Annotated in this window: 13 protein-coding genes; 8 read left to right on the plus strand and 5 right to left on the minus strand. The window is 74.1% G+C overall.

Translation table 11 applies throughout. The features are described from left to right. Nucleotides 1–46: 46 nt before the first annotated feature. The 6 genes from purB to IG69_RS0105075 all read left to right on the plus strand — a co-directional run bounded on the left by purB (nt 47) and on the right by IG69_RS0105075 (nt 6,043). Nucleotides 47–1,495, plus strand: coding sequence for an adenylosuccinate lyase (gene purB, locus IG69_RS0105050; protein ID WP_051750240.1), 1,449 nt, complete (start codon nt 47–49; stop codon nt 1,493–1,495). Next, nucleotides 1,492–1,962, plus strand: coding sequence for a GNAT family N-acetyltransferase (locus IG69_RS0105055; protein WP_036829087.1), 471 nt, complete (start codon nt 1,492–1,494; stop codon nt 1,960–1,962). Before purB ends, IG69_RS0105055 begins: the two co-directional genes overlap by 4 nt. A 136-nt stretch (nt 1,963–2,098) precedes the next feature. Beyond that, nucleotides 2,099–2,848, plus strand: a complete 750-nt coding sequence (locus IG69_RS20865) for a hypothetical protein (protein WP_157577363.1) — start codon at nt 2,099–2,101, stop codon at nt 2,846–2,848. 114 nt (nt 2,849–2,962) lie between these two features. After that, nucleotides 2,963–3,367: a hypothetical protein gene (locus IG69_RS0105065; protein WP_030527088.1), complete on the plus strand. Its 405-nt coding sequence runs from the start codon at nt 2,963–2,965 to the stop codon at nt 3,365–3,367. Between the two features lie 56 nt (nt 3,368–3,423). After that, nucleotides 3,424–3,735, plus strand: coding sequence for a metal-sensitive transcriptional regulator (locus tag IG69_RS0105070; protein ID WP_030527089.1), 312 nt, complete (start codon nt 3,424–3,426; stop codon nt 3,733–3,735). Between the two features lies 1 nt (nt 3,736). Then, nucleotides 3,737–6,043, plus strand: a complete 2,307-nt coding sequence (locus IG69_RS0105075; RefSeq protein WP_030527090.1) for a heavy metal translocating P-type ATPase — start codon at nt 3,737–3,739, stop codon at nt 6,041–6,043. Nucleotides 6,044–6,195: 152 nt separating this feature from the next. Here IG69_RS0105075 and IG69_RS0105080 read toward each other — a convergent pair whose 3' ends face one another. From IG69_RS0105080 to IG69_RS0105090, 3 genes are all read right to left on the minus strand, one after another. Further along, complete coding sequence (locus IG69_RS0105080; protein ID WP_030527091.1) at nt 6,196–6,831, minus strand: VOC family protein; 636 nt, start codon at nt 6,829–6,831, stop codon at nt 6,196–6,198. Between the two features lie 132 nt (nt 6,832–6,963). Further along, nucleotides 6,964–7,521 (minus strand): DUF4240 domain-containing protein, encoded by a 558-nt coding sequence (locus IG69_RS20870; protein WP_030527092.1) that lies wholly within the window; start codon nt 7,519–7,521, stop codon nt 6,964–6,966. 121 nt (nt 7,522–7,642) lie between these two features. Then, on the minus strand, nt 7,643–8,449 hold the full coding sequence (locus IG69_RS0105090; RefSeq protein WP_030527093.1) for a TrmH family RNA methyltransferase: 807 nt from the start codon (nt 8,447–8,449) through the stop codon (nt 7,643–7,645). Nucleotides 8,450–8,524: 75 nt separating this feature from the next. On the opposite strand from IG69_RS0105090, the gene IG69_RS0105095 reads away from it, so the two are divergent. Further along, complete coding sequence (locus IG69_RS0105095; protein WP_084696590.1) at nt 8,525–9,292, plus strand: phosphatase PAP2 family protein; 768 nt, start codon at nt 8,525–8,527, stop codon at nt 9,290–9,292. Then, complete coding sequence (locus IG69_RS0105100) at nt 9,292–10,020, plus strand: phosphatase PAP2 family protein (RefSeq protein ID WP_030527095.1); 729 nt, start codon at nt 9,292–9,294, stop codon at nt 10,018–10,020. The genes IG69_RS0105095 and IG69_RS0105100 overlap by 1 nt, the downstream gene beginning before the upstream one ends. Here the strand turns inward: IG69_RS0105100 and IG69_RS0105105 are convergent. Beyond that, entirely contained in the window at nt 10,005–10,802 is a 798-nt protein-coding gene (locus IG69_RS0105105; RefSeq protein ID WP_030527096.1) for a DUF1206 domain-containing protein, read from the minus strand. The two genes, IG69_RS0105100 and IG69_RS0105105, sit on opposite strands and share 16 nt — an antisense overlap. 56 nt (nt 10,803–10,858) lie before the next feature. Further along, complete coding sequence (locus tag IG69_RS0105110; RefSeq protein ID WP_030527097.1) at nt 10,859–11,653, minus strand: HAD family hydrolase; 795 nt, start codon at nt 11,651–11,653, stop codon at nt 10,859–10,861. Nucleotides 11,654–11,774: the final 121 nt, after the last annotated feature.

Genomic DNA, 11,774 nt, shown 5'->3' on the forward strand with positions numbered 1-11,774 from the left:
GGACGCCGGGGACGACGCCCGCGCGCACTCTGGGAGGATGGGGGCCATGTCGAGCACGCCCCCGGTCGCGTCCGGGCTCCACGCCGCCCAGTCCCTCGTCGACGTCGCCCCGCCCATCGCGCTCGGGGCGCTCGACGGCCGGTACCGCGGCGTCGTGGCCGGGCTCGTCGACCACCTGTCGGAGCCGGCGCTCAACCGCGCCCGCGTGCACGTCGAGGTCGAGTGGCTGCTGCACCTGACCGACCGCGAGGTCGTGCCCGGCGTGCGCCGCCTCACCGACGACGAGAAGGCCCGGCTGCGGGCCGTCGTCACGACCTTCGGCGCCGACGAGATCGACGAGATGTCGGCCACCGAGCGGGTGACGCAGCACGACGTCAAGGCGGTCGAGTACTTCCTCAAGGCGCGGCTGCGCGACATCGCCCCCGCCCCGGAGGACGCCGGTCTCGCCGAGCTCATCCACTTCTGCTGCACGAGCGAGGACATCAACAACCTCTCGTACAGCGTCATGGTCCAGGGCGCGGTGCAGCAGGTCTGGCTGCCGCGGGCGACCGCCCTCGTCGAACAGCTGACGTCGATGGCCACCGAGCTCGCCGACGTGCCGCTGCTCGCGCACACCCACGGCCAGCCGGCGACCCCGACGACGATGGGCAAGGAGCTCGCCGTCCTCGCGTGGCGCCTGCGCCGCCAGCTGCGCCGCATCGAGGACGCCGAGTACCTCGGCAAGCTGAACGGCGCCACCGGCACCTACGGCGCCCACCTCGCCGCGGTGCCCGAGGCCGACTGGGAGGACGTGAGCCGGACCTTCGTCGAGCACCTCGGCCTCACGTGGAACCCGCTGACGACCCAGATCGAGAGCCACGACTGGCAGGCCGAGCTCTACGCCGACATCGCGCGCTTCAACCGCGTCCTGCACAACATGTGCACGGACGTGTGGACGTACATCTCGATGGGCTACTTCGCCCAGGTGCGCGGTCAGGGCACCGTCGGGTCGAGCACGATGCCCCACAAGGTCAACCCGATCCGCTTCGAGAACGCCGAGGCCAACCTCGAGGTCTCGAACGCCCTGCTCGACGTGCTCGCCTCGACGCTCGTCCAGAGTCGCCTGCAGCGCGACCTCACGGACTCCTCGATGCAGCGCAACATCGGCACCGCGTTCGGGCACAGCCTCCTCGCCATCGACAACGCGCACCGGGGGCTCGACGGCCTCGACGCCGTGCCGGCCGCGATGGCCGCCGACCTCGACGCCAACTGGGAGGTCCTCGGAGAGCCGGTGCAGTCCGCGATGCGCGCGCTCGGCGCCCGCGGCGTGCCGGGGATGGAGGAGCCGTACGAGCGGCTCAAGGAGCTGACCCGCGGCCGCCGCATCGGCCAGGACGACCTCGTCGCGTTCGTCCGCGGCCTCGGGCTGCCCGCCGACGTCGAGGAGCGCCTCGCCGCGATGACGCCGGCGACCTACGTCGGCCTCGCCCCGACCCTGGTGCGGCACCTGCCGTGAGCACGGCGGCGGTGGCCATCGTCCCGGCGCGGCTCGAGGACCCGCGGCTGGCCGTGCTGGTCGCCGAGCACCTCGCCGAGATGGAGCCCACCGCGCCGGCGTGCAGCCGCCACGCGCTCTCGCTGGAGCAGTTCCGCGACCCCGCCGTGCGGCTGTGGGTCGCGCAGGCGGCCGGCGCGCTCGTCGGGTCGGTGGCGCTCAAGGACCTCGGTGGCGGCCACCTCGAGCTGAAGACGATGCGGGTCGCGCCCTCGCTGCGCGGCTCCGGCCTCGGGCGGCGGCTGCTCGACCACGCCCTGGAGCAGGCGCGCGCGGCCGGTGCGACGCGGGTCAGCCTGGAGACCGGCTCCGGCGACGTCTTCGCGCCGGCGCGCGGCCTCTACCGCGCGCACGGGTTCGTCGACTGCGAGCCCTTCGGCGACTACCGCCCCGACCGCCACAGCACCTTCCTCACCCGCACCCTCTGACGCTGCCCGCCCCCTCCTTCCGCCCCTCCTTCCGCCCCTTCCTCCCGCGAACGCGTGTGAACACGCCGGCGCCGACCGGCGGGTTCACACGCGTTCGCGGTGGGAGACTGCGCCCAGTCGTTCAGGGGGTTGCATCGTGGGTGGGTCCACCGCTGAGCTCCGTCGCGCCCCGTGGCGCGGTCGGACCGTTCTCGTCCTCGTGGCGGTCGCCGGCGCGATGACGGTGGCTGCGTGCACCGGCACCCCGGCCGGAGGCGCGACCGCCGCGCCGGCAGCGTCGCGTACCGCCGCGTCCACGTCGGCCGCCCCCGCGCCGGGGCCGGTCGACGCCGAGGCGTTCCTCGGTGGACTCCTCGAGAAGGTCGAGGGGCAGGACTCGGTCAACGTCGTCGTCGACTCGGACTACGAGTTCCTCAACGCCGACCTCCTGCTCTCGACCGGTGCACAGCGGGTCCTCCTGCGGGACGCGGAGCAGTCGCTCAACGTCGTCGTCATCGACGACGTCGTGTGGACCCAGGACGAGGAGCCGCTCGGGTCGCCGTGGACGGAGGTCGACGAGCGCCCGGAGGGACTCGAGGCCGCCGGCCCGTCGCACCACGTCCGGGCATGGCAGGACGGCGTCCGGTCGGTGACGCGGGGCAGGACGGAGGTGGTCGAGGGCCACACCCTGACCACCTACGCCGTCGCCGTGCGGGCGGACGCCGCCTGGGCGGCGCTCGGGATGGTGACGCAGCCCGGGTCGCCCGACACGGTCACCTACATCGTCCGGGTCGACGAGGACGGCCTGCTGCGCGACGCGAACGCGACGATGGGGGACTCGCGGGTCACCATCACCTACGACGGCTGGGGCGCCGCGCTCGAGATCGTCGCCCCGCCGCGCGACTGACCGCGCCCTCCGCCTCCCCCTCTCTGCGAACGCGTGTGAACCCGCCGGTGCCGCCCGGCGGTTTCACACACTTTCGCGTGGGACGCGGGACGCCCGGCGTGGGAGGGTGGGGCCGTGTCCAGCACCGACCCGCGTCCCGTCGACCGTGACGACGTCGACGGCATCGCGATGGCCCTGCCCGACGTCACGCGCGAGGGCACCGACACCCACCCGTCCTACGCGGTGCGCGGCAAGGGCTTCGTCACCTGGCGGGGGCCGCGCAAGGACGCGGTCGACCCCGACACCGGCGAGCGGATGGACGACGTCATCTGCATCGTCGTGCCCGGCCCGGACGACAAGGAGTCGATCCTCCAGCTCGGCGAGCCCTGGTTCACGACACCACACTTCGACGGCTACGACGCCGTCCTCGTCCGCGAGCGCGACCTCGGGCGGCTGGACTACCTCGAGCTCGCCGAGATCATCACCGACGCGTGGGCGACCAGGGCGCCGAAGAAGCTCGTCAAGGAGCACCTCGGCTGACGCGGACGGCGGCCCCCGGATGGTCGCCTAATACCCCATGGGGGTATCATCGACGCATGACCACCTCCCCCGCGGCCGAGCCGGTCGTCCCCGGCTACTCCGAGACCAAGGACGCCCACCTGCGCCGCCTCAAGCGCATCGAGGGCCAGGTGCGGGGCATCGCCCGGATGGTCGAGAACGACACCTACTGCATCGACGTCCTCACCCAGGTGAGCGCCGTGACCCGCGCGCTGCAGGCCGTGAGCCTCGGCCTGCTCGAGGAGCACGTCGCCCACTGCGTCGTCGACGCCGCACGCGAGTCCGACGAGGCCGCGGCCGAGAAGGTCGACGAGGTCATCGCCGCCGTCACGCGCCTCGTGAGGAGCTGAGATGACCCAGACCACCGACCGTCCCGCCGACGAGGTCCACGAGGTCGACCTCGCGATCTCCGGGATGACCTGCGCCTCGTGCTCGGCGCGCATCGAGAAGAAGCTCGGCCGCCTCGACGGGGTCGACGCCGTCGTCAACCTCGCGACCGAGAAGGCCACCGTCCGCTGGACCGGGCCGCTGACCGTCGCCGACATCGTCGCGACCGTGCAGCGCACCGGGTACGGCGCCGAGGTGCTCGGCGACGCCCCGGCCGCCGATGCCGACGCCACCACCGCCGACGACGCGTCCACCGACGCCCCTGCGTCACCCACCGTCGACGCGGGCGCCGCGGTCGAGCGCGCCGTCGCGCCGACGGCCCACCACCAGGTCTCCCGCCAGGACGACCTGCGCCGACGCGCCGAGGTCGCCGCCCTCCTCACCGTCCCCGTCGTCGTCCTCGCGATGGTCCCCGGCCTGCACTTCACGGCCTCGCCCTGGGTGCAGCTCGTCCTCGCGACCCCCGTCGTCGCCTGGGCCGGCTGGCCGTTCCACCGGGCCGCCGCGCTCAACGCCCGGCACGGCGCCTCGACGATGGACACCCTCGTCTCGCTCGGCGTCCTCGCGGCCTACCTCTCGTCCCTCGTCGTCGTGGTGACCGGCCGCGCCGGCGGGATGGACGGCGACGGCGCGCACGTCTGGTTCGAGACCGCGACCGTCGTCACGACCTTCCTCCTCGTCGGACGCTGGATGGAGGCGCGCGCGACCGACCGCACCCGCGACGCGCTGCGCGGCCTGCTCGACCTCGGCGCCAAGGACGTCGCGGTGCTGCGCACCGACACCGCCTCCGGGGCCACCGTCGAGGAGCGCATCCCCGTCGACCGGCTCGGCGTCGGCGACCGCTTCGTCGTCCGCCCCGGCGAGAAGGTCGCCACCGACGGCGTCGTCCGCGACGGGCGCAGCGCCGTCGACGCCTCGCTCGTCACCGGCGAGTCGGTGCCGGTCGACGTCGCGCCGGGCGCCGAGGTCACCGGCGGCACCGTCAACACCACCGGCCGCCTCGTCGTCGAGGCCACGCGCGTCGGCGCCGAGACGACGCTGGCGGGCATCACGCGGATGGTCGAGCGCGCGCAGACGAGCAAGGCGCCGGTGCAGCGCCTGGCCGACCGCGTGTCGGCCGTCTTCGTGCCGGTCGTGCTCGCCGTCGCGGCGCTCACCTTCGTCGGCTGGTGGCTGGGGTCCGGCGACCCCGCCCGCGCGCTCGAGGTCGCCATCTCGGTGCTCGTCATCGCCTGCCCCTGCGCACTCGGCCTCGCGACGCCGACGGCCCTGCTCGTCGGCACCGGCCGCGGCGCGCGGATGGGCATCCTCATCAAGGGTGCCGAGGTGCTCGAGGACACCCGGCGCATCGACACCGTCGTCCTCGACAAGACCGGTACCGTCACCTCGGGCGAGATGACGCTCGTCGACGTCGCGACCGCCGGCCGGCTGCCGAAGGACCAGGCGCTGCGGGCCGCCGCGGCGGTCGAGCAGGGCAGCGAGCACCCGGTGGCGCGGGCCGTCGTGGCGGCCGCCCGCTCCCGCGCACTCGGCGTCCCGGAGGCCTCCGACTTCGAGGCGCTCCCCGGCGCGGGCGCGCGGGCTCGCATCAAGGGCACCGAGGTCGTCGTCGGCCGGGCCGACCTCTTCGACGAGGTACCGCGCGAGATCGCGACCCCCGCCGCCGAGGGCACCTGCGTCTGGGTCGGGTGGGACGGCCGGGCCCGGGCCTCGTTGACCGTCGCCGACACCGTGCGGCGCAGCTCCGGGCGGGCCGTGCGCGCCCTCGACGAGTCCGGGCTGGTCTGCTACCTCCTGACCGGCGACCACGACCGGGCCGCGCTCACCGTGGCCCGCGACGTGGGCATCCCCGTCGGACGCGTCGTCGCCGACGTCCGGCCCGAGGACAAGCACGCGATGGTCGCCGACCTCCAGCGCCGTGGGCGGGTCGTCGCGATGGTCGGCGACGGCGTCAACGACGCGGCGGCGCTCGCGCAGGCCGACCTCGGCATCGCGATGGGCAGCGGCACCGACGTCGCGGCCGACGCCGCCGACATCGTCCTCCTGCGCTCGGAGCTGCCGGCCGTCGTCGACGCGATGGACCTCTCCCGGGCGACCCTGCGGACCATCCGCCAGAACCTCGGGTGGGCGTTCGGCTACAACGTCGCGGCGATCCCGCTCGCCGTCGCCGGGGTGCTCAGCCCGATGGTCGCCGGCGCCGCGATGGCCGCCTCGAGCGTCCTCGTCGTGACCAACAGCCTGCGCCTGCGCCGCTGGACCCCCCGCGGCTGACCCGTCCTTCCCCACCGACTGCGAGTTCCGCCGCTCGACGCGCCGCCCCGCGGTGTGTCGAGCGGCGGAACTCGCAAGAAGTCGGCCCGAGGACGTGACGAGGCCCCCGCCGGATGGTCCGGCGGGGGCCTCGTCGTCGCGGGGGCGGGGCGTCAGACGACGACCTCGCCCTGCGGGGTGTCGAACGTGACGGCCATGAGCCCGGGGGTGCCGTGCGGCGCCACGAACGAGAACTCGATGACCGACGAGGTGTAGTCGGCGGGCAGGCCGAGCCAGTCGCGCACGCGGTCGGGGTCACCGGCGATCGTCAGCGACTCGATGGTCACCTCGGTGTCGGCGTCCTCGGAGGGGTGCGGCGTGCCCTCCTCCCACGTGATGAAGAAGGGGAGCTGGGGGTCGGCCTGCAGGCCCTTGACCCCGAGCTGGCGCCAGCGCAGCTCGACCCCGTCGGGGCGGTGCCGGTTGCCGTTGACGGCCTCGCGGCCGAGGCGCTGCTCCTGCTCGGCGATGTCGTCGACGCGGACGACCCAGCCGAGCCAGCCACCGCCGGCCTGGGAGCGCGCCCGGACGACCTGCCCGAAGGGCGCCTTGTCGCTGGCGGGGTGGTCGAGGACCTCGACGACCTCGACGTACCGCTCGTGGGCGAGCGGCAGGATGACGTTGCGCGTCCCGAAGCGCGGGTGGACTCCCCCGTCGACCGGCTCGACGCCGATCAGCTTCGCGAGACGCTCGGCCGTCGCGTGCACGCCATCGTGCTCGGCCGCGTAGACGACGTGGTCAACTCGCATGCCGTTCATGGTCGCACACGCGCGAGGGTGCTCTTGACCGGGGTCGGAGGGTACCGGCTCGGACGTCCCACCGGCCACAGCAGCCCCATCCCGTCGTGGGACCACCGCGGGCGACGCCGCGGCCGCGGTGGCTCAGAAGCCACCGTGCCGCCGGGAGCCCGACGGTGTCCGCCGACGCCGCCAGCGGGCCAGCCGGGGCAGCACCTCCGCGTACCGCACCGGGTCGAGGACGGCGCCGAGGGGGTGCCCGTCGGGCAGGTCGGACGCGGCGAGCCGGGGGTACGCCTCGTAGAGGTCGACCCCGGTGAGGTACTGGTACGCGTCGGGCGCCGCGGCCGCGAGCTCGTGCGCGAGGCAGACCTCGTCGAGGTCGGCCGGCAGGTACCCGGCGAGGGCGTCAAGGTCCGCGAGCACCTCGTCGACGACCTCGAGACCGCGGAAGAGCAGGTGCGTGCGCAGGTCCGCGAAGAGGTCGTCGCCCAGCGGGCCGATGGCGAAGTCGCCCGCGCACCAGAGCGGGTGGACGAACATCCGCCGGTGCTGGCGCCCGCACTCGCGATGGAAGGCGACGACCTCGTCGGCGCCCAGCCCACAGAGGGTGTCGAACAGCTCGACCGCCATCCGGTCGACGTCACCGCCACCTCGCGCGCGCACGCCGTCGACGATCTCGCACATCCGGTCCCGGTCCATGTCGGTCCACCTTCCAGAGGGGTCCCCGCCCTGCCGACCCTAGGTTCGCGGGCGGGCCCCGGTCACGACCCGACGGCGACGTCGGGCCGTTCCGCCGTCGCGGCGACGGCCGAACGGCGACTCAGCCCTGGCGCTGACGCACCGCCTCGTAGAGCACGACCGCGGCGGAGACGCCGGCGTTGAGCGAGTTGACCGTCCCCGCCATCGGGATGCGCACGCGCGCGTCGGCGGCCGCGAGCGCCGCGTCGGTCAGGCCCGTCTTCTCGGTGCCGACGGCCACGGCGACCCCGCCGGTCAGGTCGCAGTCGGTGTGGAGCATCTCGGTGTCGGGGGTCGTCGCGACGAGCCGGATGCCCCGGTCGGCGAGCCAGGCGAGCACCTCGGGCAGCGGGGCGGAGGCGACCGGCACCGAAAAGACCGTGCCCTTGCTCGCGCGCACGACGTTGGGGTTGCCCCAGTCGGTGACGGGGTCGGCCGCGACGACCGCCGCGACCCCGGCGGCGTCGGCGCTGCGCAGGACCGAGCCGAGGTTGCCCGGCTTCTCGAGGCCCTCGAGGACGACGACGAGCGGGTTCTCGGGCAGGTCGAGCGCCCGCAGCGGCGTGCCGGCGACCGGGACGACGGCGATGAAGCCGTCGGGCCCCTCGCGGTAGGCCACCTTCTCGAAGGCCGTGCGCCCGCAGCGGATCGTGCTCGCCCCGAGGTCGCGGACCCGTTCGACGAGCCCCAGCTGCGCGTCGGCGTCGAGCATCAGCTCGGGGCAGTAGAGCAGCGTGCGCGGCCGCACCCCGGCGTCGACGGCGAGCAGCAGCTCGTCGTAGCCGTCGACGACGGTCAGCCCCTCGGCCTCGCGGGCCCGGCGGCGCCGGAGCGCGGCGACGGCCTTGAGGCGCGGGTTGGTCGCGGAGGTGACGTGGAGCTCGGCCATGGCGCGCCCAGCATCCCACGCGGCGGAGGGGCCCGCGCCCACCGCGGCCCGCCCCGGGTGCGGTAGACATGCCGGATGACCAGCACCGACGAGGCGGCCCCGTCCCGCACGCGCACCCGCCGCCTCGGGCGGGCCGCCCTCTACGCGCTGGTCACCGGGCTCGTGCTCTTCGGGGTCGGGTTCCTCGTCCGCAGCCGCTGGGACCCGCTCATCAGCCTCGACGACGACGTCATCCGGCACCTCACCGACGTCACCCGCGCCCACCCGGGTCTGCGCGAGGCGTTCATCGTGTGGCAGGCCGTGAGCCAGCCCGTCAACCTGCACGTCGTCGGCACCCTCGTCTGCCTCTGGGTCTGGCTGCGCAAGGGGATGCGGACGCGGGCCTGGTGGGCGTTCGCGACGCTCATGCTCTCGTGGTTCGTCGGCCTCGTCGCCAAGTACGTCTTCCAGCGCGCCCGGCCCGTCGTCGAGGACCCGGTCTCCGAGGCACCGGGGTACTCCTTCCCGTCGGGGCACGCCCTCAACTCGGCGGCGTGGGTGTCGGTCCTGCTCATCCTGGTGTGGCCGCTGCTGAGGACCCGCGCCTCCCGGACGGTCGCCGTCGTCCTCGGCGCGGCCGTCGTCGTCGTCACGGCGCTGGACCGGATGTTCCTCGGCGTCCACTACCCGAGCGACGTGACCGTCGGCGTCCTCACCGGCACCGGCCTCGTCCTCGCCTCCTACGCGGGCTACACCGGCTGGAACCCGCGCGACCCCGACGACGCCCGCGACCCCGACACCACGCGCCACCCGGCCGACACCGACGTCGCCTCCGACCGTTCCGCCTCTCGCCAGGAGTCCTGATGTCCTTCCTCACCCGCTGGGACGACGACACGTCCCGCCCCTCGTTCGGCTCGGCCCTGCGCGACGCGGCCGTCCGCGCCGTCCTCCCCGGCGTCGGCGTCTTCGCCGTCATCGTCGCCATCGGGCTGGTCATCATGGGCCCGCTGCGCGGCTTCGAGGCCGAGAACGCGGTGAGCCGCTGGTTCCAGGACCGGCGCACCCCGCTCGGCGAGAGCATCACCAACGTCATGTCGATGATCGGCAACACCGAGTACGTCATCGCCGTCGCCGTGCTCGTGGCCCTCGTCGTCCTCTGGCGCACCCGGCAGTGGTGGTTCGCCGTCGTCCCGCTGCTCGCGATCTCGCTGCAGGCGACGATCTTCGTCATCGCGACGGCCGTCGTCGGGCGACCCCGCCCCACGGTCGAGCGCCTCGACCCCACGCCGCCGACGTCGAGCTACCCGAGCGGTCACGTCGGCGCGTCGACCGCGCTGTACGTCTCGTTCGTCCTCATGGCCACCCGCATCCCGAACCTCGCCGTGCGCCGGGCGGTCATCGCGGTGTGCGTCCTCGTGCCGCTCGCGGTGTCGTTCGCGCGCCTCTACCGGGGCGCGCACCACGTGACCGACATCGTCGTCGGGCTGGCCAACGGCATCGCGTGCGCGCTGCTGGCGTGGGGCTACCTGCGCCGGGACACCGGCGCGTCGACGGACGGGTCGGGCGACCGGGCGGCTCAGAGCCGCGCGTAGCGCGCGCGGGCGAAGGAGTAGACGCCGTACGCGGCGATGCCGAGTGCGACGACGGTGAGGACCACCGGCCCACCGGCCATGTCCTTGAGCGACTTGAGCGCCCCGTCGAGACCCTGCGCCTTGTCGGCGTCGTGCTGCACCGCCGCGACGAGGAAGAACACGCCGACGACGACGAGCGCCACGCCCTTCGCGACGTAGCCCGCCCTGCCGGCCTGGACCGCCCAGTCCCCGGGGTGCTCGGTGAGGTCGCCGAGGAACTTCTTCTTCCAGCCCTTGTAGACGTGGTACCCGGCGATGCCGAGGACGACGAGCCCGAGCGCCCCGACGAGGACCTGCCCGGCGGGGCTGCCCATGAGCGCCTGGGTGGCGTCCTCGGTGTCCTTCTCGCTCGAGCCCTCCGTGCCGAGCGCGACGACCTTGAACGCCGTCCACGCGAAGAACAGGTACATGACGCCCTTGGCGGCGAGCTTGAGCCGGTCGGTCGCCTCGCTGTGGCTGATGGCGCCCTCGGTGAGGTTCCAGAGCCCGAGGAGGGCGAAGCCGACGACGGCGACCCAGAGGAGGAACGGTCCGGTCGTGGAGCCGGCGACCGTCGAGAGGGCCCCGGACTGGTCCGCGCTCTGCGAGCCGGAGCTGCCGATGCCCCAGGCGATCTTGACGGCCAGGTAGGCGATGACGAGGTGCAGCACCCCGAGGACGGCGTACCCGACCCGTGCGCCCCACTCGACGACAGGACTCTCGTTGGCCTCACGGGTGACACGGGAGACGTCGGCGCTGCTCATGGCAGGACACCCTGCCACCCCCGGGGAGGTGGCGTCGAGATCCGCCCCCGCGGATGTCAGCGGAGCGAGTCGAGGACCGTGACGAGGCCGTGCTCGTCGACGTGGCCGGTCACCTCGTCGGCCGCCTCCTTGACCTCGTCGGGCGCGTTGTCCATCGCGACCCCGCGGGCCGCCCAGCGCAGCATCTCGAGGTCGTTGCGCTGGTCGCCGACGGCCACGGTGGCGCCGGGCTCGACGCCGAGGCGGCGCCGGACCACCTCGAGCGCGGCAGCCTTGGACACGCCCTCCGGTGTGATGTCGAGCCAGGCGCTCCAGCCGACGGCGTACTCGACGCCGTGCAGGCCGATGCGCTCGGTGCCGGCGAGGAACTCCTCGCTCGAGCTCTCGGGGTCGCGGATGGTCAGGCGCGTCACCGGGTGGGCCATCAGCTCCTCGAAGGGGACGACCTGGGGCGTGCCGTCGAGCTCGCCGTCGGGGAACGGGGCGGAGACCTTGAAGCCGACGCCGAGCTCCTCGACCGCGACGAGCGCGCTGGGGAACTCCTCGCGCAGGACGCGCAGGGCGGGGGCGGGGTCGAAGGTCACCGCCTCGAGGACCTCGTAGCCGTCGGGGAGCGCGGGGTCGAGGCGCAGGGTGATCGCGCCGTTGGCGCAGACGGCGTACCCGTCGACGAGGCCGAGCTGGTCGAGGACCGGCAGCGTGCCGAGGACGCCGCGGCCGGTGGCCATCGTCACGTGGTGGCCGGCGTCGAGGACGGCGCGCACGGCGCTGCGGACGGGGTCGTGGAGGCGGCCGTCGTGGTCGACCGTCGTGCCGTCGATGTCGAGGCACACGAGGTGTGGAGTTCTCATCGCTGCCCACGCTACCGAGGCGGGGTGAACGCCGGGTGTCCGCGTCACGGACCGGCGACGACCCCGGGGCCCTGTTCCGACAGCGACAACCCCGCACGTGCGGGCTTGTCGAGCCCGCCGG

This window comes from Phycicoccus jejuensis (assembly GCF_000720925.1).
Classification (GTDB): Bacteria; Actinomycetota; Actinomycetes; order Actinomycetales; family Dermatophilaceae; genus Phycicoccus; species Phycicoccus jejuensis.

Excerpts from the sequence above, each read along its gene's own strand:
- purB (WP_051750240.1), top strand. The coding sequence starts at position 47 with ATGTCGAGCACGCCCCCGGTCGCGTCCGGGCTCCACGCCGCCCAGTCC.
- IG69_RS0105095 (WP_084696590.1), top strand. The coding sequence starts at position 8,525 with ATGACCAGCACCGACGAGGCGGCCCCGTCCCGCACGCGCACCCGCCGC.
- IG69_RS0105070 (WP_030527089.1), top strand. The coding sequence starts at position 3,424 with ATGACCACCTCCCCCGCGGCCGAGCCGGTCGTCCCCGGCTACTCCGAG.
- IG69_RS0105100 (WP_030527095.1), top strand. The coding sequence starts at position 9,292 with ATGTCCTTCCTCACCCGCTGGGACGACGACACGTCCCGCCCCTCGTTC.
- IG69_RS0105090 (WP_030527093.1), bottom strand. The coding sequence starts at position 8,449 with ATGGCCGAGCTCCACGTCACCTCCGCGACCAACCCGCGCCTCAAGGCC.
- IG69_RS0105075 (WP_030527090.1), top strand. The coding sequence starts at position 3,737 with ATGACCCAGACCACCGACCGTCCCGCCGACGAGGTCCACGAGGTCGAC.
- IG69_RS0105110 (WP_030527097.1), bottom strand. The coding sequence starts at position 11,653 with ATGAGAACTCCACACCTCGTGTGCCTCGACATCGACGGCACGACGGTC.
- IG69_RS0105080 (WP_030527091.1), bottom strand. The coding sequence starts at position 6,831 with ATGCGAGTTGACCACGTCGTCTACGCGGCCGAGCACGATGGCGTGCAC.
- IG69_RS20870 (WP_030527092.1), bottom strand. The coding sequence starts at position 7,521 with ATGGACCGGGACCGGATGTGCGAGATCGTCGACGGCGTGCGCGCGCGA.
- IG69_RS0105105 (WP_030527096.1), bottom strand. The coding sequence starts at position 10,802 with ATGAGCAGCGCCGACGTCTCCCGTGTCACCCGTGAGGCCAACGAGAGT.